General features: G+C 38.8%; 16 protein-coding genes and 2 tRNA genes. 3 read left to right on the top strand and 15 right to left on the bottom strand.

The window, feature by feature from the left end; all coding sequences use genetic code 11:
• Nucleotides 1–7: 7 nt before the first annotated feature.
• The 12 genes from ACTJKN_RS25760 to ACTJKN_RS25705 form a co-directional block, all read right to left on the bottom strand.
• Complete coding sequence (locus ACTJKN_RS25760) at nucleotides 8–1387, bottom strand: hypothetical protein (protein WP_440828486.1); 1380 nt, start codon at nucleotides 1385–1387, stop codon at nucleotides 8–10.
• An 86-nt stretch (nucleotides 1388–1473) separates the two neighbouring features.
• Complete coding sequence (locus ACTJKN_RS25755) at nucleotides 1474–3696, bottom strand: hypothetical protein (RefSeq protein WP_440828485.1); 2223 nt, start codon at nucleotides 3694–3696, stop codon at nucleotides 1474–1476.
• A gap of 496 nt (nucleotides 3697–4192) precedes the next feature.
• Nucleotides 4193–4444 carry a tyrosine-type recombinase/integrase gene (locus ACTJKN_RS25750; RefSeq protein WP_440828484.1) on the bottom strand — a complete coding sequence of 84 codons (252 nt, stop codon included), beginning with the start codon at nucleotides 4442–4444 and terminating at the stop codon, nucleotides 4193–4195.
• 49 nt (nucleotides 4445–4493) lie between these two features.
• On the bottom strand, nucleotides 4494–5057 hold the full coding sequence (locus ACTJKN_RS25745) for a phage integrase SAM-like domain-containing protein (RefSeq protein WP_440828483.1): 564 nt from the start codon (nucleotides 5055–5057) through the stop codon (nucleotides 4494–4496).
• Nucleotides 5058–5227: 170 nt separating this feature from the next.
• Nucleotides 5228–6520, bottom strand: coding sequence for a hypothetical protein (locus tag ACTJKN_RS25740; RefSeq protein ID WP_440828482.1), 1293 nt, complete (start codon nucleotides 6518–6520; stop codon nucleotides 5228–5230).
• 11 nt (nucleotides 6521–6531) lie between these two features.
• Nucleotides 6532–7221 carry a hypothetical protein gene (locus tag ACTJKN_RS25735; protein WP_440828481.1) on the bottom strand — a complete coding sequence of 230 codons (690 nt, stop codon included), beginning with the start codon at nucleotides 7219–7221 and terminating at the stop codon, nucleotides 6532–6534.
• Nucleotides 7221–8168 carry a hypothetical protein gene (locus tag ACTJKN_RS25730; protein ID WP_440828480.1) on the bottom strand — a complete coding sequence of 316 codons (948 nt, stop codon included), beginning with the start codon at nucleotides 8166–8168 and terminating at the stop codon, nucleotides 7221–7223. Before ACTJKN_RS25730 ends, ACTJKN_RS25735 begins: the two co-directional genes overlap by 1 nt.
• Nucleotides 8169–8362: 194 nt before the next feature.
• Nucleotides 8363–9001: a response regulator transcription factor gene (locus ACTJKN_RS25725; protein ID WP_440828479.1), complete on the bottom strand. Its 639-nt coding sequence runs from the start codon at nucleotides 8999–9001 to the stop codon at nucleotides 8363–8365.
• A gap of 3 nt (nucleotides 9002–9004) precedes the next feature.
• Nucleotides 9005–10228 (bottom strand): sensor histidine kinase, encoded by a 1224-nt coding sequence (locus ACTJKN_RS25720; RefSeq protein WP_440828478.1) that lies wholly within the window; start codon nucleotides 10226–10228, stop codon nucleotides 9005–9007.
• A gap of 1 nt (nucleotide 10229) precedes the next feature.
• Nucleotides 10230–12005 (bottom strand): hydroxysqualene dehydroxylase, encoded by a 1776-nt coding sequence (locus ACTJKN_RS25715; RefSeq protein WP_440828477.1) that lies wholly within the window; start codon nucleotides 12003–12005, stop codon nucleotides 10230–10232.
• 1270 nt (nucleotides 12006–13275) lie between these two features.
• Nucleotides 13276–14487, bottom strand: coding sequence for a site-specific integrase (locus ACTJKN_RS25710; RefSeq protein ID WP_440828476.1), 1212 nt, complete (start codon nucleotides 14485–14487; stop codon nucleotides 13276–13278).
• A 245-nt stretch (nucleotides 14488–14732) separates the two neighbouring features.
• Nucleotides 14733–14806, bottom strand: a tRNA-Asp gene (locus ACTJKN_RS25705).
• A 434-nt stretch (nucleotides 14807–15240) separates the two neighbouring features.
• Between ACTJKN_RS25705 and ACTJKN_RS25700 the strand changes: the two genes are divergently transcribed.
• Nucleotides 15241–15927, top strand: coding sequence for a hypothetical protein (locus ACTJKN_RS25700; RefSeq protein WP_440828475.1), 687 nt, complete (start codon nucleotides 15241–15243; stop codon nucleotides 15925–15927).
• A 276-nt stretch (nucleotides 15928–16203) separates the two neighbouring features.
• Here the strand turns inward: ACTJKN_RS25700 and ACTJKN_RS25695 are convergent.
• From ACTJKN_RS25695 to ACTJKN_RS25685, 3 genes are all read right to left on the bottom strand, one after another.
• Nucleotides 16204–16277, bottom strand: a tRNA-Asp gene (locus tag ACTJKN_RS25695).
• A gap of 103 nt (nucleotides 16278–16380) precedes the next feature.
• Nucleotides 16381–17454 carry a peptide chain release factor 1 gene (gene prfA / locus ACTJKN_RS25690; protein ID WP_057933254.1) on the bottom strand — a complete coding sequence of 358 codons (1074 nt, stop codon included), beginning with the start codon at nucleotides 17452–17454 and terminating at the stop codon, nucleotides 16381–16383.
• Between the two features lie 442 nt (nucleotides 17455–17896).
• The gene (locus ACTJKN_RS25685; protein WP_440828474.1) at nucleotides 17897–18646 is read right to left on the bottom strand and encodes a UDP-2,3-diacylglucosamine diphosphatase; all 750 of its coding nucleotides are present in this window, start codon (nucleotides 18644–18646) and stop codon (nucleotides 17897–17899) included.
• Nucleotides 18647–18891: 245 nt separating this feature from the next.
• On the opposite strand from ACTJKN_RS25685, the gene ACTJKN_RS25680 reads away from it, so the two are divergent.
• Both ACTJKN_RS25680 and ACTJKN_RS25675 read left to right on the top strand, forming a co-directional pair.
• Nucleotides 18892–21018: a prolyl oligopeptidase family serine peptidase gene (locus ACTJKN_RS25680; RefSeq protein WP_440828473.1), complete on the top strand. Its 2127-nt coding sequence runs from the start codon at nucleotides 18892–18894 to the stop codon at nucleotides 21016–21018.
• A gap of 11 nt (nucleotides 21019–21029) precedes the next feature.
• Nucleotides 21030–21560 (top strand): hypothetical protein, encoded by a 531-nt coding sequence (locus ACTJKN_RS25675; protein ID WP_440828472.1) that lies wholly within the window; start codon nucleotides 21030–21032, stop codon nucleotides 21558–21560.
• Nucleotides 21561–21599 lie beyond the last annotated feature (39 nt).

The raw sequence follows: 21599 nt of genomic DNA, 5'->3' as shown, positions 1-21599 counted from the left end.
TTATCGGTCATAATATAGACTGTCTAAATTCCCGGGCCGTTATATACAATTGTAGATGACCGTTTAGCAACAAGAGGTTAAAGTATAAACCATCGTGTATCCATTTTCTTCCTAGCCATTTGTCCTCTCTCGCCATTGCAATTTCATGAGATTGGAAACCGCCAAGTTTTTCATTGTCTTCCCCAAAAACGTCCAACATTTTATCTATCAAGACAGAAAGTTCTTTTTCGAATACCATGCGGGCATTTGTTGGTTTTTCTCGTGATAATATAAGATAAAGTGCATCATCTTCTAGCTGGTATATTTTATTGAAATAATCAAATATAAAAAAGCATCCAAAATATGATTGCTTCTTTCCATCTTCGCTAACTACCGGATCCACGTGTTTGAGGACTCCAGCAATTAGTCTAATTGACTGATTGGCTTTTAAATGAAGCCAATCATTGTAGTGGGCTACGAATTCATTGGGTTTCATAACCAAGGAATTGATTTGAAGTTTTTGATATACGGCTTCCGATTTTTTCAGATTCCGATCATCGTTGGTGATGTAGAAATCGCAGGTTGTGGCAAACGCAGTATGAAACGCATCTTCTACGGTGTTGCGAAATGTCTGCTTCCTTCCTTTTTCCACAGTGATCTTATCTTCTTGGTAACCATGCATATCCAATCGGATATACTCATTGCAGAGTTCATTATACCACTGTGGTGCATGATTACTATCGGCTCCATCCGATGGAACCTCAATGTTAAACTTTTGATAGGCCTTTTCGATCAATTTATATGGTTCTTTGGCATCAAAAAGTCTATCTCTATTGAGATTTATCCCTTTTTGAAGATTTAGGCGTAATTTTTTATAGTCTTCGGTTTCATTCAACCTTGAGAACATCGACAAAAATGAATTAAATATTCCCATCTGACTGTTATCACTCTCGAGTCCAGGAAGAAATTGCCTCATTGTCTCCGATGTCTGTGGATTTTCGAATGTTTCTCTGAAAACTTCAGCCGTAGGAAGGTTTTCTAAAGCCTGTATAAATGGAGTTATCTTTTCGGTGGTCTGGTCGTCCAAATCCAAATCTTCGAGCATTTTTTTCAGTCCCCCGGGTTCGAAAACCTTCTGTATATCTTTTAGTTCCGTGCGATCATCATAAAGCTCCAATGCAGATCTTTTTTCAAATACTGCCTTGTTACTGCTGATATACACGCACCATCCATTCGTGATTTCTTGAATAAATTCAAGATCAGATTCTATATTAGCTCTATTATGCTCGCTCTGGTCACTTGCTGCAATGTCGCCAATATGAGATGTAGAAAACAATTTTAGGAATTTTTGGTCATCGGAAATGATTTCTGCAAATTCGCAATGTTTGCCTGCTTTAAGCTGGCTCATTACATTCCAGTCTATATACAATCTGATCATTATATGCCTTTGTTAATTCTTGCCCACTATTGGAAATTCAATCTTTTGTAAGTTTTTCAATATTTGAAATATCTATAGGACTCTACATGCCAGTAATCTGGTTTTGATAGCAGCATTGGTTTTATTTCGGGAATATGTTTTGCATCTTTGAGTAACCACTTCATACTATTAGCAGCTTTCAATAGTTTTTTTTCGTCTTCACTTGCTACGAGGATTATTTTTTCAGGAAAAATAATCCTCGTAAGTTCTGCTAGAGATCTCAAAGACTTCATATCATCCTCGAAAAATCCCTTAGCATCATGCTTTGCCTCTCCGACAACAAACTTTCCGTTTTCTGTTATAACTATGTCTAAGTCGCCTAAAGGTTTATTGCTATGTATATCATCATAAAGATTCAATTGTGGGCTATACTGGAATGGGGTAGAGCTGTGACCAAATGTAGCCAATGCCCTTATTACTGTTAGATTCCCGTCTCTATCCTTACTCGTTGCATAAATATTGTTTTTAATTAGGTCATTCAGTTTATACGCAAAGAGCGGTTCTATTGGAAGTGCGAAATCTTCCAAACATCCACGGCAGCTAACTGAATCTCTAACCTCATTTATATGATACCAGAACTTGGATGAACAGTGGTTGCACTTTAGCTTAAATCCTTTGAAGAACACCTGATATTCTGTCAATTCTTGGAGTGTCCGTTTCAATCCTAGCTGAAGGTTTTCTATATTGAACCAACCTTGCTCTCTATCAACAAGTTTCCTTCCCAGCTTGCGATACATGCCCACAGCTTTCTCGACTAGCTCATTAAAGGTCAAACTATCACCTGCTAATTTCTCGCTTAAAGTTAACTCTTCGAAAATATCCATCCAAAAACGGTCTGAAAGATAATCGTAAATTTCTCTAAAGTCTCCCCTAAAGATCTTTATGAATGCTTTAACTCTATTACTGGCGTCATGCATACCCACATGTATAATCTTGTTATCAATTGCTTCTCCATTTACAATTGGTCGCTGAATCAGCTGACGAACTAAATCTTTAAAATGTGGGATCTGCAGGGGAAGGGCATCGGCTTCTTGTCTGTGACCATTGAAAAACACCGAAAGATTTCTAGAAAGCAAAACCCTTCCTTTAACATTTTTCACAATATATCCAGTATCAGTCGTGAGTGGAAAAAGCAATGATTGTTGCTGGGAAAATACTTCTTGTGTAATTTTTAAATCAACCGCAAAATTTTTCGACAAGAATCCCATATTGTCACCAAAGCTAAGTTTGGGTATACGCAATAGTCCGTTATCAGACACTAACATCTGGGTCTCGACCGATTCCCCAAAGTCTCTTTCAAGAAGTCCTCCATTATCGAGTACTTCGTAAGGAAAAGCACTGATATCAAAAAATCTAAAGTCCGTAAGATGAGCGATTGGTCTAAGCGTTTTCTCTATAATTTCATCAAGCGTTTCTTTCTGCAATGACATAGATACGATCCGTACACTATGATCACCTTTCAGATCATAAAGTACCCCGCCGAAGAATTTGTCTCCCGATAGTTTTTCTAACTGCTCTAACGTAACATACATTAGGTTTTTATGTTGATAAAGTCCTCTGTTCCAGAAATAAAACAGGTCTAAAGTTTGGGTATCATCCTTAGCTATTATGATTTCAAAATCATTTACTCCTCCATATTTCAGGTTTCTTAGAATTTTGGTGTTAAGTTTAATCTTTGAAAGTGTAGCAAAGTTAATTGGTTTGTTCTGGTGAATTATTTTGTTGAGATCGCCAAAGTCTTCATTTACCTTAACCTGTTTATACATTTTGCTTAATTCATACTCATGGTGAAGCGGGGTCGTACTCAATCCAAAATTAAGCTCATAGAACTTTGGCAAAACGTCCTCATCAGAGAAATATTTTTCAGGCAATAACACCATCTCCCGCTGGTCAAATTGCGTAAGAAAGAAGAAGGTACTAACACCCGTTATTTCTTGGGATTCAAGTTTTTCATTTAGACCAAAATAGCCCGTGGGATTGAAATTTAAAAGACTTTTTAGTTTCTCTATGTCAATTCCTGCTGTATAAAATACTGCGTCAGGATCATAATGTTTAACAATATCAAGGTATCTGCTATCTATCTCATTGTTATTAACCGGAATTATAGGATTGAAACGCCCACCCCATAAAGACTGATTACGTGTAATCAGTTTATACAAGTCCTTATAGTTACATCCTGCTTCTACACAAAAGACATATCTTTTGTGTCTTGGCCTAACTGAGATTTGATAATTATTCATTCAATGATATACGTTAACTAAATTTCAAAATAAATCTAGAAATCAATTCTAAAGATACGAATCCTCTGACATCTGGAAAAGATCCAAGAAATGGCAATGTCCTCCTTCATCGGGTATTATCGAGATGTTTCTGGAATTAAACTTGGCTAAAGTCTATTCATCCTGAAAATTTTCCTAAGTCTTCTCCTCCACTTCATTTTTTTTCTCAGCTCTATCAAAATTAACCATGGGACAAGCCATCAAAGGCACCAATCTCTATCCATAGCAATTGGTTTGGCCTGGTGGATTGAAAAGAATAGTTATCGGGTAATATTGCAACATTAAATTAATATTTACATATTGCGAAAGCAAGGGATGAGAGCCTTGCATCAATCATAGATTGAGAGCGTTAATTTAGATAAAAGGATGTAACAGCGAGTGTTGCATCCTTTTTTTTCTTATGGCAGGTTTGCAAACAAGTAGTGGTCTACAGGCATTATCTACCAAAAGTTCTAGATCACTCCAATTTCCCAATAATTTTTTGCATATCAGAACCAATCTTATGATCCAGTACCTTTGCGTAAATCTGCGTTGTTTTAATGCTAGTATGGCCGAGCATCTTCGATACGCTTTCTATAGGTACGCCATTGTTCAATGTTATAGTCGTGGCAAAGGTATGCCTGGCAATATGAAAAGTCAGCGACTTGCTGATATCACACAGGTCTGCTATCTCTTTTAAATATGCATTCATTTTCTGGTTGCTCATCATTGGAAGCAGGGTATCTTTGACAATACATTGGGGGTGGTTTTCATAAGCTTTAATTATGGACAGGGCTGCAGGCAACACAAGGGATCCGTGAAAGTGTGTCGGTTTTCTTTCTGCTCGTATATATCCATAAATTGCCATCAGTGCCGTTAACCAGTTCAGAGCGTTTTAATTTACATACATCTACATAAGCAAGGCCCGTGTAACAACTGAAAACAAACATATCCCTAACTGTACCAACCCTCTCCATACTGAATTTCTTTTCCTTTATTCGGCTTAGCTCTTCTTTTGTGAGGACTTCACGGTGAACGGCATTCTGTTTTGGCTTGTAGTTGAGGTACGGGTCAACAGCAAGCCATCCGTTACCTAAACATATGCGGACAATTTTGCCGAGATTTTTGATGTATTTGATTGCAGAGTTATTGCCACAGTTTCGGACGCTCCTAAGATAGTATTCAAAATCAACCAGGAAAGCAAAGTTGATCTTTGCAACGGAAATATCTGAAACATTATAATTTAACTGCATAAAGTCCTTAACATGCATTAAGCAGGTTTCATAGCGCTGAAGGGTACTTCTTTCAAATTCCTTACCGATATACAAAAGTTTATCTTTCAAAAGTATTTGCAAAAAACCCTCACTAAAGAATTAAGAAGGAATCAACCAATTTGTATTCTGGTAAAAAAACCTAATATCAGGATATACTAAATATTTAATTTGTCACAACAATGAAAAGCAACCGCATTTACTCGCAGTTGCTTTTCGGGAGCGAGGACAGTAATCAAAAATTAGTTTCCGGAATCTTCTGATTTAGTTTTTAACCCCAAAGTCTTGGCAAAAATACTTGGCGCAAAACTGATTCCTATAGAGAAATCACCCTTACCATAGCTGCGTTTTGCAAATTTAAGTGCATCATCAACTGATGTAATATTTCCAATTTCAGTAACCTGCGTATCATATTCATTTGCCCAGGCCCAGCCAAAATTCACCGCAAAGTCATTGGTAATCGAATAATTCAGCCCGGCGTACAGATTAGAAAATGGGTCCTTCGCTAACTTAATACCAGCGTAGATTCCAATTCTTGACAGCGTGATATCATATAAGTAATCTCCGAAATTTCGGTCATTTGCATATTTGGCATTCCCATTAAATATCGACTTCCATAGCGGCTGAAAGCGATCAATATCCCTAGGCAAATGTAGTTCCAGAAGCGCATAAGCACTCCCTTTCCAGTCCTTCTTCTGCTGGTCATCCGGTTTCACCACTAAATCATTACCGGTTAAGGAAATGTTTTTCACTGCAATTTTACTATTTGTAACACCAACCTGAAAGGTCGCCAGATTTTGTTCGTGAATGGTATAAACTAAGTCTTTTGGAAATTTAGGATGGCTCACCACAATATCGCATGGGTCTTTTATCCTATCGGGATTTATCTTAATCAACGTTAAAGTTAACTTATCTCCGTCGCCTCCACCCATATCGAAAAGATTTACCACTTCCTTAAAACTTTGAGAAAACTTACTCTGGCGATATACGAGATCTATTTTGGCAAGCGATAACTTTTCCTGACGCTTACTTTGATCATCGAGATAGACTTTTTCATGGAGATCAACTAAAATAACATACACCCTTTTAGTCGCGAGCAAATAGTTATCATATTTGAAGTCGTTGACTTTGCCATGAATAACAGTCGTATTAAGATTCGACAAATCAACCTGATATTCTGTAGTGCCATTGAGCGCTCCTCCGTTTAGCAATTTTCGATAGATGACAATTACAGCTGCATTCTTCCCTTTCTCGATGTCCGCAAGCGTCATTGATATTTCTTTGCGAAAGCCAGTATATAAATTAGCAGCCACCTTGTTTGATGTTGTTACATTTACTGAATCTGCAAAAATAGCCTTCATCGCTTTCTGTATGTCTACATCTCCGTTATTGAGTGCGTCAAACAATTTTTTAGACAAATCTGAATTTAAGGAGCAATCCATCCGTTTGCTTTCAAAATCCTTGGAACCCGACTGGGCAAAGGCACTACTATAAAATAAAAGCAATACCAAAATAATTGAATAGTTTTTTTTCATGATGATTGTATTTAGAGAATATAATTTGGAAAGTTTACAGCTGGCTTAATCACGTAGGAACGAAAGGGCTTCCTTTTATCATTTAGATAGAGATTATCGATAGCCGGAGTAATTTTATCAATGGACACATCCCACATTTTGGAAAATGCAGAAAAAAAGATGCTTTCCTCTAGAAATTGCGCCGACGAAGTTGAAGATGAGGCGGCCACGATGGAGTGGTTATCCATATCAAAACCGAACTCATCTAGCAAACCATAAGCATAACAGCAGTCAAGAATAGTGATCAAATGCCCCTTGCTAAGTTGTACTTTGCATAATTTTGCAAAAGCTTTATAATCACGTTCGTTATAGAATTCATCAAAAGGAATCGGCAGGCCCTGACCCAGTAATGGGGAACTTGTCATTAGCCTTATCTCTGTACTACCAGCTGTACCATTGACAGGTTTTGCTGCATGACCACTGTAAAAGAATAGAACATGACCATCCTCACCAACAGAAACAAGCGCTTCCTTAAGTCGCATGATGATGTTGGTTTTGGACGCGAGTTCATTGCGAAGCGGCATCTGGACCTCCCATCCCCGGCCGGCCAAAAAACTCATCATCTTCGGGATATTTTCTTCCACGAACCCAAGTCTGTAGTAGCCATTTTTGGAGAATTGATAATAATTTCCAAGGCCAACGAGAATTGCTATTTTTTTCATTATGCTTGTTGGTTAATTAATTTGTCAATTTCATCAATTTGGTTCTGCAGGTCATCGATTTCCGAGCTAAGCGCTGTCACCTCCGCCTCTGCTGCTGCAATGATTTGCAGGTCTAGTGCGGTATTGGTTTTCGATGCCATGGAAAGCATGGCCGACACATTGGTTTTTTGCTTATCAAGCTCCGCCATCTTGAGCATCAGCTCCGCCTTCTTCCCTTGCTTAACATCATCAAGTTTGAAAGAAGGAATTAATTTTTTACCAACGTAAGCCCCCTGGCTCAGACCCATCAGTACCACGAAAGACCATGGCAAATAAGGTACGTAGGCAAAATCTGATATCTTTTCGCTTTTGAGAATTTTATGTTCATCATAATAATTCAACAGAATCTTTGTAATCGTATCCCTTCCCCCCCGCAACAGAACATCATTAAATTCAAAAGATTTATTGAGGTAAACTAAGACAGCAATAACCGTCCATATGAGCATCTGACACTTGCTGAAATCAACCCCATTTTCCCCCATGAGTATGTCCTTCCAGTCTGCATTGCCTGCTTTATACTTTAGTGAAGCAGGATCTTTAGATGCATTAGACACCGTAACGGTCTTCACCATCAGATAACTGGTCAAACTCAAACCTAAAAGCCACATGGAAGATTCAGAAAACACCGGTTCATAAAGGTTAAAGTATCCTCCGGAATTGACCATAAGCGCAATAAGAGAAGATAACTGAACGGAGATAATCACCACTCCCCAAAGCACAGCCTGGAGCCTGCTCAGGCTATAGGTCCCATTATCCCCAATAAGAAAATTTAAAAACCCTTCCTTAAAACTTATCCTGGCAAAATAACGGATAGACACACGAAAAAGAAATCCCGTGAATAAAAAGGAAATAAGTTGTAGCAGCAGTCCCCCTACGATTTTCTTGTCCGGGTTGACTTTATCGTGCATACTAAAAGAATTTAACAAGACTAGCAGAAGGATAAGCACTCCCCCGAAAAGTATCATCGAGGCAGGGCTCCCACTATCTGATTTACCTGTATTTGACTGGCCCATAATTTGAATCATTTGACTCAAAATTACAGATGGGCTTAGGGATACTTATCAGGATAAATCCCCTATTTTATACCGGAGATTTCCGGTAATTATATAGTAACCAGGTTATGCCGGATGGCTTCCAGCGCCATCCCAACGCGACTCTTTACATTAAGTTTTACAAAAATTGATTCCCGATAACCATCTATGGTTTTTTCCGATAAACACATGATAGACGCAATCTGCTTATAAGTCATGTCACTACAGGCAAGTTTTAAAAAAGTCTTTTCACGATCATTTAAAATCAGCTTATGTTCCGCTTTACCAGAAGAAATGATGTCACGAAGATGCCTGTTAATAGAATCGGCATTATAATATCCAAAATGATAAACTTCATTTAGTCCCCGTTCCAATTCATCCGGATGAATATCTTTTAAAAAATAAGCACAACATCCCGCCTTCAACATCGCAATCACCGAATCATCATCATCATTCATCGAAAGAGCAACAAGCTTTATCTGGGGATATCTTTGTTTGATTTCCAGCGCAGTTTGTGGCCCGTTCATCACCGGCATTCTTACATCAAGCAAAACAATATCCGGAAGACCAGCAACCTGAGCCAACTGAGAAATTACCAAGGAGCCATCAAGCGCCTGAAGAGAGATGCTGAATCCCGGTAAGGAGTCAATCAGCATGGACAGGGATTTTAAGAATAACTGCTGATCATCAGCAATGGCAACCTTAATCATGATTTAGTTATTTAATACCGGTAATTTTTCAGCCATCAGGCTTACTTTTAAACATGCCCCGCCGTTTGGGTTGTCCTCAATCTCAAAACTCCCCCCAAGTAAAGCCATCCTGTTTTTCATGCTCATAACGCCCTGACCAGAACTCCCGGAAAAGGTCCGCTTATAACCTATCCCATCATCACTTACACTTAATGAAAAATTATCTCCAAAATCCAAGCGGACCACAATTTCGGAACCCTGACTATGCTTGAGGGCATTATTCACAGCCTCCTTGGTCACCATATATAAAACAAAAGCAGTCCTGGGCTCAAGCAGGTAAGGTGAGCCAATGATATCCAGTTTTGCCCGTAAAGATCCGGACTTATTTATCCTGCCAATATCCCCCAATACAGCATGACCTAAATCAAACTCACTTAAATTTTCAGCATAAAGGTTATTGGATATATTTCGTAAGTCCTGTATCGCCTTGCTTGCTAAATCAACGGTTTCCCGGAGCTTATCCTCAGTAAGGGTTTCAATACCCTTACTGAGAAGATGCAGGTTAAGTTTAATAATTGACAAAGTCTGACCCACCCCATCGTGAATTTCCTGTGAAACCTGATGTAAGGCATTCTTTCTTTTTTCCTCAGACAGCAAAAGACTATTTTCTTCCAGTTTTTTCATCGCAACATTTTTCCCGTTTTCAAAGACCAGGGATACAAAGAAAATAATCATTATCAACCCAAACACACAGTTCAGAAGTAAATTATCATGAAAACTTATATCGTAAGCAGGTACAAAATGAATGCCCAGCTTATCCGAAAAGGCAAAAAAGAAAATCAGAAGCATATTGACCACCAGCCAGAAAACACCGGTTTTGCGGCCATCCATCAACAACGCCATAATAGGCGAAGTTGCCAGCCAGGGTAATACCGGAGAATCAAATCCGCCAGAATTGACAACTGAAACCACAATGGCAGACACCCCGGTCAACACATAAATATTGGTGACGATAAAAAGGGAAACATTTTTGCGGATGAGTATAAGGAGCAGCAAGTGGATGATAGCGGCGATAAAAAGCATCACAATTGCTCTATCCATTCTGATGCTTAGGGTTGTAAACCCGTAATCAAAATCAAATAGTACTGTAATAAGAATAATGCCCACAATTAACCGGTAGCGCCGAAAAAGCTCGGGCTTATCCTGAACAGCTCTGGGAATCAGGAAAGAAAAAATGCGCTTTAACATTTCATATCACATTAAACTTTTTAAATAAACCCAGAATGAAATTCAGCAGGCGCCCGAACCAGGGCTCATCATACTTCCAGGCCAGGCCTTTCCTAAATCTTGACCTATCCCTCCATTTATAAAATAGCAGCCACCAAGGCTCGTGCAGATCCCATACTTTACACAAAGCGGCCTCACTGCCAGATTGTTCAATGATATTGTTCACCGCCCTTCGTGCCGCTTCATTGGCTCCCTCCATTGTTGCCAAATCAGTAAAGGTCCGCACATAATCCGCAGCCAGGAAAAAATTAGAAATCGCCGTCCTTGAATCACTACGAATGGCCCAGGTATTTATCTCATTGACCAATAAAGGTTCCTCATTACTGGTTACGACTTTACTCCCATACCCGGGGAAATACCTTCCCTTAGTTGCAGGCCTCACCAGGGGCTCCCGAACCAAAGCTAAAATTTCCCCAGCGAAAACAATACTTTCATCAACATAGGCCATGATCAAATCCTCATCCCGCAAAATTTTTTCCGGTTGGTTGAAAGAAAGCTTCAATTGTACCCAAACCTCTGCAATAACCTGCTCTCGGGTGCATTCCCTTGCCGGAAGTCCGAAAACCAGGCCATCTTTTTCCCAGTTGGATACATCAACAGAAATTATTCCCTTCACATCACCATTACCATATCTGCTAATGTCTATATTCCAGAATTGGATCTGAGAGATTGCGGTAAGCGCCCACGGACTGTCTGCAAGAATAATATGACCATCAACAATCGGCACATCCTGCTTAAGATAAAACTGGATTCCATTCATCCAGGCCACGGAAGCAGACAACTCTTTGAGAAAAATAAGGTTGGGATCAAGCGCCAACAATTTAGGATTTGTGGCCACTAAAGCCGCCCTTTCAACCGGCAGGGCACAAAGGTAGTAATCCGCCGAAAAGCTTTTTTCCAGACCTTTTAACCTGACCTTCACGCCCGACACGGAACGATCGTGAGTATCTATGGAAAGAACCTCTGCATCAAAGAGGTATTCTACACCAGCTCCTCTCAGGTATTCAAGCCATGGAAAAAGCCACTTTTCATTTGTAGGACCATTTAAAATCCGGTCATTTTCGATATTGGGATTGGCAATACAACGCATCATCTGTATTAGAATATCCCCATTGGTTTTCGTGTTACAGGTTTCAGCCTTAGCAGCAACTAGCGTCCTGGTTAACCCTTCCACAAAAACCGTTCGGTAGTTCTCACTATTTACAGCAGCCTCGGTGAATTCCCACCAGCCCATGCGTTCATACTCATTAATTCTTCTCTCGCTGCAACTGGTGAGCAGCTGCCACAATTTGCGTGCAATAAGGGATATTTCTTTTTCGGTAAGGCCAGTATCAATATCCCGAATCTTTTTTAAAAGCTGCTTCAGCGAGGAAATAGATCTTGGAAAATGACTTGGAAGAATGATTGGATTCTGACGCATGCGCGTCATCATCATGTTTGGACAGGCAACAAGATTATCACTTACCCTTTTAGCTATCTTACCCTCAAGGTAGGGAATGCGCTCCATGGTATGAATAATATGACGGTAAAATCCAGGAAAAAAACGAAAACCATGCTCGCCGGGAAGGGGTTTTCCGCCGTCCGGAGCAGTTCCTTCTATAGGAATGCTGCGCGCTTTTCCTCCGGGAAGCACACGCTGTTTTTCCAGCACCGTTACCATGAAGCCGCGTTCAATAAGTTCATGGGCAGCACTCATTCCTGCTACCCCACCACCCAAAATGAGAACGTGTTTATTCATGAGCGAAATTTAGAGGAGTTAAGTTAGGTGTTTAAAAACAAAATAGAAAGTTTTCGAGCCAAAATATTTAACATCAGTCAATTAGCTAGTTTCAGGCGCACATAAAGTATTATGAATAGAATCAAAGCATCATCGAAATATGCTACTCTGATGAATTATCCTTGCAGCTAAACAGAAGTAATAAATCTGCAGCCATTAGAGAATATGAACTTTCCAATCAAGGAATAAATTCCTAAAGGTTTTCCACTAGATTCACGCAACGGAGCCAAAAAGGCTGTTCAATCATAAAAAATACTCTCAGCAACGTCATCGGTAAAATTACCCTGAGATTATCCAGGTTTTACGAAGTGCCAGATTTACCTTTATACCGTTCTCCAGCAGTTGAAGTATCTCACTTAAATTTTCTACCTGCTTCGGATAGATGGCTATTTCTCAGGTGTAAGGTCCAGCAATGCAATGATAAGTGTATATTTCGGCGAAAGTGGTTCTTCGCTACTATTTGGTGCTAATTATGAGAATTGAAGGCGAATGTATTAAAAGCAAATAGATATGCCCATCATGAGGACTATTATCGTTTTAGATATATCTTGAAGATCGCAACATGATGCTCTGATCGGAATCATCGAATTGTATTGAGAATAATGACCGTAACCTGTATGAGCACTTTGATTGGAAACTCCAGTCAATTATTCATAAGGTGTTAGAATGTATAACGCTGACAGATTCACAAAAAAGATCTTATATTAACGAATTTCAGTAAAGGATTTCAACGTTTGAATCTATTGAATTAAAAAATAGTTTGATTTCAGATCTTCCGATTATTTCAAGTTTGTACTGAATGTTCATCGAACGCGGTTGGGATGAGATCTAAAACACAACATTCTATCATTTATGCGGATCTACTGAAAAAGCGATAAAAGATAATCTGTCCTATAGAAAATTGTAGATGACTTCATTATGACCGGAAGAAAGTCTATAAGCAACAATAAGATAGCTCTACTGATAAGATCGGATATATTTGAATACATTATGAGGAAATACTAAAGGATTTTAACCAAAAAGATATTTCCCATTAAATTTACTGTTTGCAACATTAAATTACTATTTACATATTGCGAAAGCAAGGGGTGAGAGCCTTGCATCAATCATAGATTAAGAGCGTTAATGAAAAAGATGCAACAGCGAGTGCCACATCTTTTTCTTAAGGCTACTTAACAGCAGAATTTAAAAAACAGTGTATAGTTAGCGTTATCGGCTAACGAACTTTATATCAATCCACTTTCCCAATAATTTTTTGCATATCAGAACCAATCTTATGATCCAGTACCTTTGCGTAAATCTGCGTTGTTTTAATGCTAGTATGGCCGAGCATCTTCGATACGCTTTCTATAGGTACGCCATTGTTCAATGTTATTGTAGTGGCAAAAGTATGCCTGGCAATATGAAAAGTCAGCGACTTGCTGATATCACACAGATCTGCTATCTCTTTTAAATATGCATTCATTTTCTGGTTGCTCATCATTGGAAGCAAGGTATCTTTGACAATACATTGGGGGTGGTTTTCATAAGCTTTAATTATGGACAGGGCTGCAGGCAACACAGGAATCCGTGAAAGTGTGTCGGTTTTCTTTCTGCTCGTATATATCCATAAATTGCCATCAGTACCGTTAACCAGTTCAGAGCGTTTTAATTTACATACATCTACATAAGCAAGGCCCGTGTAACAACTGAAAACGAACATATCCCTAACTGTACCAACCCTCTCCATACTGAATTTCTTTTCCTTTATTCGGCTTAGCTCTTCTTTTGTGAGGACTTCACGGTGAACGGCATTCTGTTTTGGCTTGTAATTGAGGTACGGGTCAACAGCAAGCCATCCGTTACCTAAACATATGCGGACAATTTTGCCGAGATTTTTGATGTATTTGATTGCAGAGTTATTGCCACAATTTCGGACGCTCCTAAGATAGTATTCAAAATCAACCAGGAAAGCAAAGTTGATCTTTGCAACGGGAATATCTGAAACATTATAATTTAACTGCATAAAGTCCTTAACATGCATCAGGCAGGTTTCATAGCGCTGAAGGGTACTTCTTTCATATTCCTTTCCGATGAGGCTTTTCATTTTTGAGTTGTGATCTTCAAAAACCGTAACAAGAGTCCGTGATTGCAGAGCTTTTCCGATAAAACGATTTTTAACCGTTTCTGCCGTAACGGTTTCGTTCCCTACCGTCATTAATTGGTGAAGCTCCTGAGCTTTCGACTGTAACTTATCCAGATAAGCATTTAAAACCCTAGCATCTTCTTTTGTGCCCGAGGCTCTTCCGGCCTGTGCGTTCCAGCGATTGGGGTCACATGACTTTCCCGTTGAGGTTTCTGCCCGTCTACCATTGACCGTAAACCTCAAATAGATGGTTACCGGACCGTTTTTGTAAGTGGAGCGCTTTTTTAAATAAAAAAGCAGATTCATGTTTGTTCTCATGACAAATGATTAAAGTGAAACAAAATTGTTAATTCTGTCACTTACAGTCAAGATGTTTAATGATTGAACTAGCTTATAAACAACTGTTTAAGCTATAATTGGTGAGCATTTATACCGTTTAATGTGCTCACCGAATTGCTCACCTTTTTCTTGCGAAAAAATGAATAATTTGGTGTTTCCAGAAAACGAAAAAGCCTGTAAACATTTAATTTACAGGCTTTTAGTTAAATTTAAAACTATTTTCGCGGAATGGACGGGACTCGAACCCGCGACCTCCTGCGTGACAGGCAGGCATTCTAACCAGCTGAACTACCACTCCTTTTGTTCTCTTTAAAGTTCGAACCTCTTTCCCCTTGCAGGGTTGCAAATATAGACACTATATTCAGTTTATCACTATAGTAATCGACTTTTTAATCAATAATTACGTAACACGCTGAACCTCATTCTAAATATTTTAATCAAAAAGGTTATTAACTAATCTTAAAATAGGTTGACACTTATTTTACGACGGGACACATGATTGTCCTGGTACATATTAATGATTGAAATAGTACTAGTCTGATGATCAATTAGCAGGATTTTAATTATATTATTTTCAAGGCTTTTGTAATAATCGAAATGTATGAGACCATTTTTTGACGCAAAGCTCAATGAGCCTTTCTTTGTTCATAGAAATATGTGGAATTAATGAGAAAAAGTATTTGCAGAATAACAAAAAATCATAATTTCACAAGTAGAATATAATAGCGCTCAATGAATTATCAAATAACGAAAGTATCTTCTTTCTTTTTATTAATCCTTCTAATCAACGTTTTTACAATTGACGCACAAGTGATTGTCAAATCATGTGGAATTCAACTAAACATCCCACACTTTGAAGAAACATCACTCATTAAAAAAAATGCACAGACCGATATTATACAAAAAATCTTAGGTCCAATAGAAAAAACGGGCTCAAATCTAGAGATAAGGTTTTGGAGTACCCAATATGGAAATATTGATATTTTAATAGATCTAAAATGTGATGGTTCTCATTTAGTAATATGTAAATACTCGTGCTATATAAGTGCAAAGGGCAGGCAAAATATTGATGAGTCAAAATATCGCAATATTGGCCCGCCTAACGCCAGTGCGAACTATAATATAATGCTTTCTAAAGAACCCGTTAAACAATTAAATTCAAATCAGGTTAAAGAACTTTTCAAAAAATTAACAGACAATCATTTATTCGACCTACCAACTGAGGCCGAGTTAGTTAAGATCGTTAGCGCGAGCTATCCCCAGTTTAAGGCTACGGGTGAAGCAAATATTTATATGCAAATAAATGTCAACGGAAAGATTAGGGAAATGAAGTATTCTGCTTTTTATAGTGAGAATGCTGATCGTGTGTATCAATATAGAAATCTTATGAACTTATATAAAATCTTTGACTTCAAATAAATAATCACATGGAATTAACACGCTTAGGAAGCAGATTTAAGTTTGTTCTCATGATAACTTATTAATATAAACAAAATTGTTAATTCTGTCGCTTACAGCCAAGATGTTTAATGATTTAACCAACTCACAAACAACTGTTTAAGCTATAATTGATGAGCATTGATACCGTTTAATGTGCTCACCGAATTGCTCACCTTTTTCTTGCGAAAAAATGAATAATTTGGTGTTTCCAGAAAACAAAAAAGCCTCAACTTTTTCAAGTTAAGGCTTTTGTTGCGGAATGGACGGGACTCGAACCCGCGACCTCCTGCGTGACAGGCAGGCATTCTAACCAGCTGAACTACCACTCCTTTTGTTCTTCTTTAAAGTTCGAACCTCTTGTCTCTTTCGAGGTTGCAAATATAGAGACTATATCTTAATTCGCAAACTTTTTTTCAAAAAATATATAACTCACTATCCTACAGCACCTTCCTGCATCTTTTCTGCATTTTCTGCGAACTGAAGGGCATCAATAATCTCCTGAATATCGCCATCCATAATGCTTGGCAGGTTATACATCGTTAATCCGATACGGTGTTCGGTAACACGGCCCTGAGGATAATTGTAGGTCCTGATCTTAGCCGAACGATCGCCGGTTGAAACCATTGTTTTACGTTTAGCAGCAATATCACCATTCTTTTTCTGCAATTCGATATCGTAAAGTTTACTACGCAACATCTCCATTGCAATAACACGGTTACCCAATTGCGAACGTTCTTGCTGGCAAACCACCACAATACCCGATGGCTTGTGCGTTAACTGCACCTTGGTTTCTACCTTATTTACGTTCTGTCCACCTGCGCCACCTGAACGCGAAGTTTGCAGTTCGATATCAGCAGGGTTAATATACAGATCAATTTCTTCTGCTTCTGGCAAAACCGCTACAGATGCCGCCGAAGTATGTACACGCCCTTGAGTTTCGGTATCTGGCACACGCTGTACACGGTGCACGCCACTTTCATACTTCAGCTGACCATAAACATCATCGCCACTCACTTTCAGAATTACCTCTTTATAACCACCTGCTGTACCTTCAGTTACATCAACGGTTTCTACCTTCCATCCCTTGGTTTCGAAATAACGGGTATACATGCGGTATAAATCGCCGGCAAATAAAGCCGCCTCATCTCCACCGGTACCACCGCGGATCTCGAATACCGCGTTTTTGGCATCTTCAGGGTCTTTAGGAATCAACATCAAGCGGATATTGCTTTCCATTTCTTCCTGTTGTTTTAACAAAAGATCGAGTTCTTCTTTTGCCATCTCACGCATTTCGGCGTCTTTCTCAGTGGCTAAAATTTCTTTGTTGGCATCAATATTACTCATCACATTTTTGTAGATTTTATATTCGTCTACAATTTTGCCCAAGTCTTTATATTCTTTATTTAAAGCCGCAAAACGTTTCATATCCTGAATTACATCCGGATTGCTCAACGATTCTTCCACATCTTCCCAACGCAGCTTTATAGCTTCTAATTTATCTAACATATTTATTCTTGTTGAAATTTCCTGACGGTCGGTATAGGCCCAAAAATTCAGGAAATGCAAAAATAAGGAAAAAAGCTGAATTAGTTTGGGAAGGAAGGATGGTTAATTGGTTAATCCTTTAACCATAAATGGAAATTGCTCTAGTTTAGTTAGAAAATGAAAGGTTCTGTACTTATGGCAGCCGATAGTCCCGCTATCACTTCAAGTCCTCGCTACGCTGTGGGCTTTCCGTTTTATCGGGTTTAGGAACAAAGAACGGTGCATTTTAGGCATCATGCAGCCTCAAATAGAAGCAGAAACTGATGTATCTAAACGGGATTAAAGTGGCAGCTCCCGATTCTTTACCGATAAATCGGCACTAAATTAGCATCGGGACTATAACGAAAAGCCCGACGAACATTAAAAAAAGCTACAGACTTCGCTTTCCAAAAAAACAAAAATATTACGGTTTTGGGTTATAATATTCCAGTTTCAAATCCACACCATCAAAAACCCCATAAGAATTATAGTTGAGCCATTCGCCAATATTAACATACCGGCTCCCATTACCCAAATCTATATCTAGCGGCAGATGCCTGTGCCCGAAAATAAAATAATCGAAATGTGCTTTCTGCAACTGCTCTTTGGCATAAATGGCCAGCCATTCTTTATCTTCTCCTAAAAAAACTTCTTTTTCGGTTTGTGCAGCCCTACTACCCTGGCTCCATCCATTGGCAATACCGATCCCCAGATTTGGATGTAAACGGGCAAACAACCATTGGCAAAACTTGCTTCTAAAAATCTTTCTTAAGAATTTATATTTTTTGTCCCCAGGTCCCAAACCGTCGCCATGGTGTAAGTAGAACTTCTTTCCCCCTCTTTCAATGATCAGTTCATCGCTGATGATTTCCATGCCGATTTCCTGCGTAAAATAATCGCGCACCCACATGTCATGGTTACCTTTAAAAAAATAGATTTTTATCCCGGCATCGGCCATGGCCGCCAACTTACCCTGTAAACGGATAAATCCCTTCGGAATTACTTTAGCATACTCGAACCAGAAATCGAAAATATCGCCCATTAAAAACAGTTCGCTGCAATTCGGTTCAATAAAATTCAACCAACTTACAATACGCGCTTCACGGACACGACTTTCGACATAATTTGGCGTGCCTAAATGAAAATCGGAAGCGAAATAAATATTTTTTGCCATGGATTTTCAAAGGTAAAAGAAAAAAGTGGAAAGCTTAAAGACTAAAGCCGAAAGACTAAAGCTCAATAATCTGTGAAATCCTAAAATCGGTGTAATCAACCCGAAAGGGAAAGGGTACAAAGCTTAAAGACCAAAGCAAGAACACCAAAACTAAAATCGCCTTAACAAATCGGTGTAATCTCTAAATCTGTGTAATCAACCCGAAGGAAAAAAAGACATATATTAGTAAACAAATCTTATTAAAGATGAAAAAACAAATTCTATTAAGCTTATTTGCATTAAGTCTCTTTGCCTGCAACCAGGGCAAAAAACCTGCAGAAAAAATAACATTGATGAAATACCCTGAAACAAAAAAAGACAGCACAAAAGATAATTATTTCGGAACCACCATTGCAGATCCTTACAGATGGCTAGAGAACGATACCTCGGCAGAGACAAAAGCCTGGGTTGTAGCCGAAAATAAGGTTACTCAAAACTATCTGGAGCAGATTCCTTACCGTGCCGATATTAAAAAGCGCTTAACAGCATTATGGAACTACCCTAAAGAAAGTGCGCCATTTAAGGTTGGCGAATATTATTTCTTCATCAAAAATGACGGGCTTCAAAATCAAAGCATTTGGTTTATTAAAAAAGGGTTAGATGGCAAAGAAGAAGTTTTTCTTGATCCAAATAAACTTACAAAAGACGGAACGGCAGCTGTTTCGCTTTTGGGCTTCTCTCACGACAAAAAATACCTGGCCTATTCGGTCGCACAGGCAGGGTCAGACTGGAGCAATATTTATGTAATGGAAATAGCCAGCAAAACCAAATTAGCTGATGAACTGAAATGGACCAAATTCTCTGGCGCAGCCTGGAAAGGCGATGGTTTTTACTACAGTAAATTTGATGAACCTATTAAGGGAACCGATCTTTCTGCAGCCAATAAATATCAAAAAGTATATTTCCACAAATTGGGCGATCAGCAGCAAAATGATCAATTAATTTTTGAAGACAAAACCAATCCGAACCTATATTTCGGCGCCAGTGTTACCGAAGATGAACGCTTTCTGGTGGTTTATGCCAGTGCAGGTACTTCGGGCAATGCTTTATATTATCAAGATCTAAAAGCACAGGGAAGCAAAATCGAATCTTTGATTAAGGGTTATGAAAATAACCATAGCGTTGTTGATAATATCGGCGACAAATTATTGGTAAACACCGATTTAGGAGCGGAAAACAAACAAGTAGTTTTGGTTGATCCAAAAAATGCAGATCCTAAAAACTGGCAGAAGGTTATCCCTGAATCGAAATTGGCGCTAGAGGGAATCGGAACCGGAGGAGGATTTTTATGGGCATCGTACCTAAAAGATGCAAGTACGAATATTGTCCAGTTTGATTTGACAGGGAAGAATATCGGGGAAGTAAAATTGCCTGCAATTGGCACTGTTGATAGCTTTGGCGGCTACAAAGAAGATAAAGAATTCTTTTACAGTTGTTCTAATTTCACCACTCCAGGTACCATTTATCGTTACGACATCAACAAGAGCGAATCGGTATTGTATAAAAAATCAGGACTTCAATTTAATACCGATAACTACGAAACCAAACAGGTGTTTTACCAATCAAAAGATGGCACCAAGGTACCTATGTTTATTGTACATAAAAAAGGGATCAAGCTTGACGGCAACAATCCTGTTTATTTGTATTCCTACGGTGGTTTTCAGGTTAGTTTAACGCCCGGATTCAGTCTTTCGCGTTTGTTGTTTTTAGAGCGTGGCGGCATTTACGTTCAGCCGAGTTTACGTGGTGGAAGCGAGTATGGCGAAGCCTGGCACAAAGCCGGTATGTTAGCAAAAAAACAGAATGTTTTCGACGATTTTATTGCTGCAGCCGAATACCTGGTTAAAGAGAAGTACACCAATCCATCTAAAATTGCCATATCTGGTGGTTCCAACGGCGGACTCTTGGTAGGTGCCTGTATGACCCAAAGACCCGATCTGTTTAAAGTGGCTTTACCAGCTGTTGGTGTTTTAGACATGCTGCGCTACCATAAATTTACGGTTGGCTGGGGCTGGGCAGTTGAATACGGAAGCAGCGACAAAAAGGAAGATTTCGATTACCTAATTAAATATTCGCCGCTCCATAACCTAAAAAGCGATGTTAATTATCCTGCAACATTAATCACAACAGCAGATCACGATGACCGCGTAGTACCTGCACATTCATTTAAATTTGCAGCAACCTTACAGGATAAATACAAAGGCGAAAACCCGGTTTTAATCAGGATCGAAACCAAAGCAGGCCATGGCGCAGGCAAACCAACAACGAAAGTGATTGAAGAAGCGGCTGATGTATGGAGCTTTGTGTTTCAGAATTTAGGAATGAGTTGGTAAAGCTGTCAGCTATGATGAAAATACATAAAGAAATTAAAAATAATCAGCTGTATTTATATCAAAACGGAGCGCTTATCTATAAAAAATGGTTAGCAACAGGCGAATCAAAAGTTTTCGATTTAATGGCTTACGACAAATACACATTAGTAAGCTTTAATGAAGTAGAGTACGGAAATTCAAATTCATTAGTTTCAGTACAAGCAGAATTGGAATTACACCTAACAAATGACGGGGGAAGGAAAACGGGTATTATATCAGGATACAGGCCTAATCACGTATTTGAATATAAGCAAAGCCAAATAGTACAAACCTACATTGGTGATATTAATTTTAGTGAATGGCCTACTATAGAACCTGGAGAGAAAAAGATCGTAAAAATTAGATTTCTTGATTTTCCTTCCCTCCATCAATATTTACATGTTGGGCGGGTATGGCATATTCATGAAGGGGAACGGGTTATTGGCAAAGCTAGAATATTATCTTTTTATGATTCAGGAGATGGAGGAACTAAATTTCCCACTAAATCCATAGACCAATTATAATTTGCTTTAAACCGCTAAAAACCCTTAACTTTTGTTTTA

It is taken from the genome of Pedobacter sp. 22163 (assembly GCF_052045595.1).
Classification (GTDB): Bacteria; Bacteroidota; Bacteroidia; order Sphingobacteriales; family Sphingobacteriaceae; genus Pedobacter.
The sequence above is the reverse complement of the archived record's forward strand: the minus strand, read 5'-3'. Positions and strand labels throughout refer to the sequence as shown.

What these genes read in the sequence shown, in the direction of transcription:
- ACTJKN_RS25760 (WP_440828486.1), bottom strand. Translation starts at nt 1,387, where the DNA reads ATGAGCCAGCTTAAAGCAGGCAAACATTGCGAATTTGCAGAAATCATT.
- ACTJKN_RS25755 (WP_440828485.1), bottom strand. Translation starts at nt 3,696, where the DNA reads ATGAATAATTATCAAATCTCAGTTAGGCCAAGACACAAAAGATATGTC.
- ACTJKN_RS25750 (WP_440828484.1), bottom strand. Translation starts at nt 4,444, where the DNA reads ATGATGAGCAACCAGAAAATGAATGCATATTTAAAAGAGATAGCAGAC.
- ACTJKN_RS25740 (WP_440828482.1), bottom strand. Translation starts at nt 6,520, where the DNA reads ATGAAAAAAAACTATTCAATTATTTTGGTATTGCTTTTATTTTATAGT.
- ACTJKN_RS25735 (WP_440828481.1), bottom strand. Translation starts at nt 7,221, where the DNA reads ATGAAAAAAATAGCAATTCTCGTTGGCCTTGGAAATTATTATCAATTC.
- ACTJKN_RS25730 (WP_440828480.1), bottom strand. Translation starts at nt 8,168, where the DNA reads ATGCACGATAAAGTCAACCCGGACAAGAAAATCGTAGGGGGACTGCTG.
- ACTJKN_RS25725 (WP_440828479.1), bottom strand. Translation starts at nt 9,001, where the DNA reads ATGATTAAGGTTGCCATTGCTGATGATCAGCAGTTATTCTTAAAATCC.
- ACTJKN_RS25720 (WP_440828478.1), bottom strand. Translation starts at nt 10,228, where the DNA reads ATGTTAAAGCGCATTTTTTCTTTCCTGATTCCCAGAGCTGTTCAGGAT.
- ACTJKN_RS25715 (WP_440828477.1), bottom strand. Translation starts at nt 12,005, where the DNA reads ATGAATAAACACGTTCTCATTTTGGGTGGTGGGGTAGCAGGAATGAGT.
- ACTJKN_RS25710 (WP_440828476.1), bottom strand. Translation starts at nt 14,487, where the DNA reads ATGAGAACAAACATGAATCTGCTTTTTTATTTAAAAAAGCGCTCCACT.
- ACTJKN_RS25700 (WP_440828475.1), top strand. Translation starts at nt 15,241, where the DNA reads ATGAATTATCAAATAACGAAAGTATCTTCTTTCTTTTTATTAATCCTT.
- prfA (WP_057933254.1), bottom strand. Translation starts at nt 17,454, where the DNA reads ATGTTAGATAAATTAGAAGCTATAAAGCTGCGTTGGGAAGATGTGGAA.
- ACTJKN_RS25685 (WP_440828474.1), bottom strand. Translation starts at nt 18,646, where the DNA reads ATGGCAAAAAATATTTATTTCGCTTCCGATTTTCATTTAGGCACGCCA.
- ACTJKN_RS25680 (WP_440828473.1), top strand. Translation starts at nt 18,892, where the DNA reads ATGAAAAAACAAATTCTATTAAGCTTATTTGCATTAAGTCTCTTTGCC.
- ACTJKN_RS25675 (WP_440828472.1), top strand. Translation starts at nt 21,030, where the DNA reads ATGATGAAAATACATAAAGAAATTAAAAATAATCAGCTGTATTTATAT.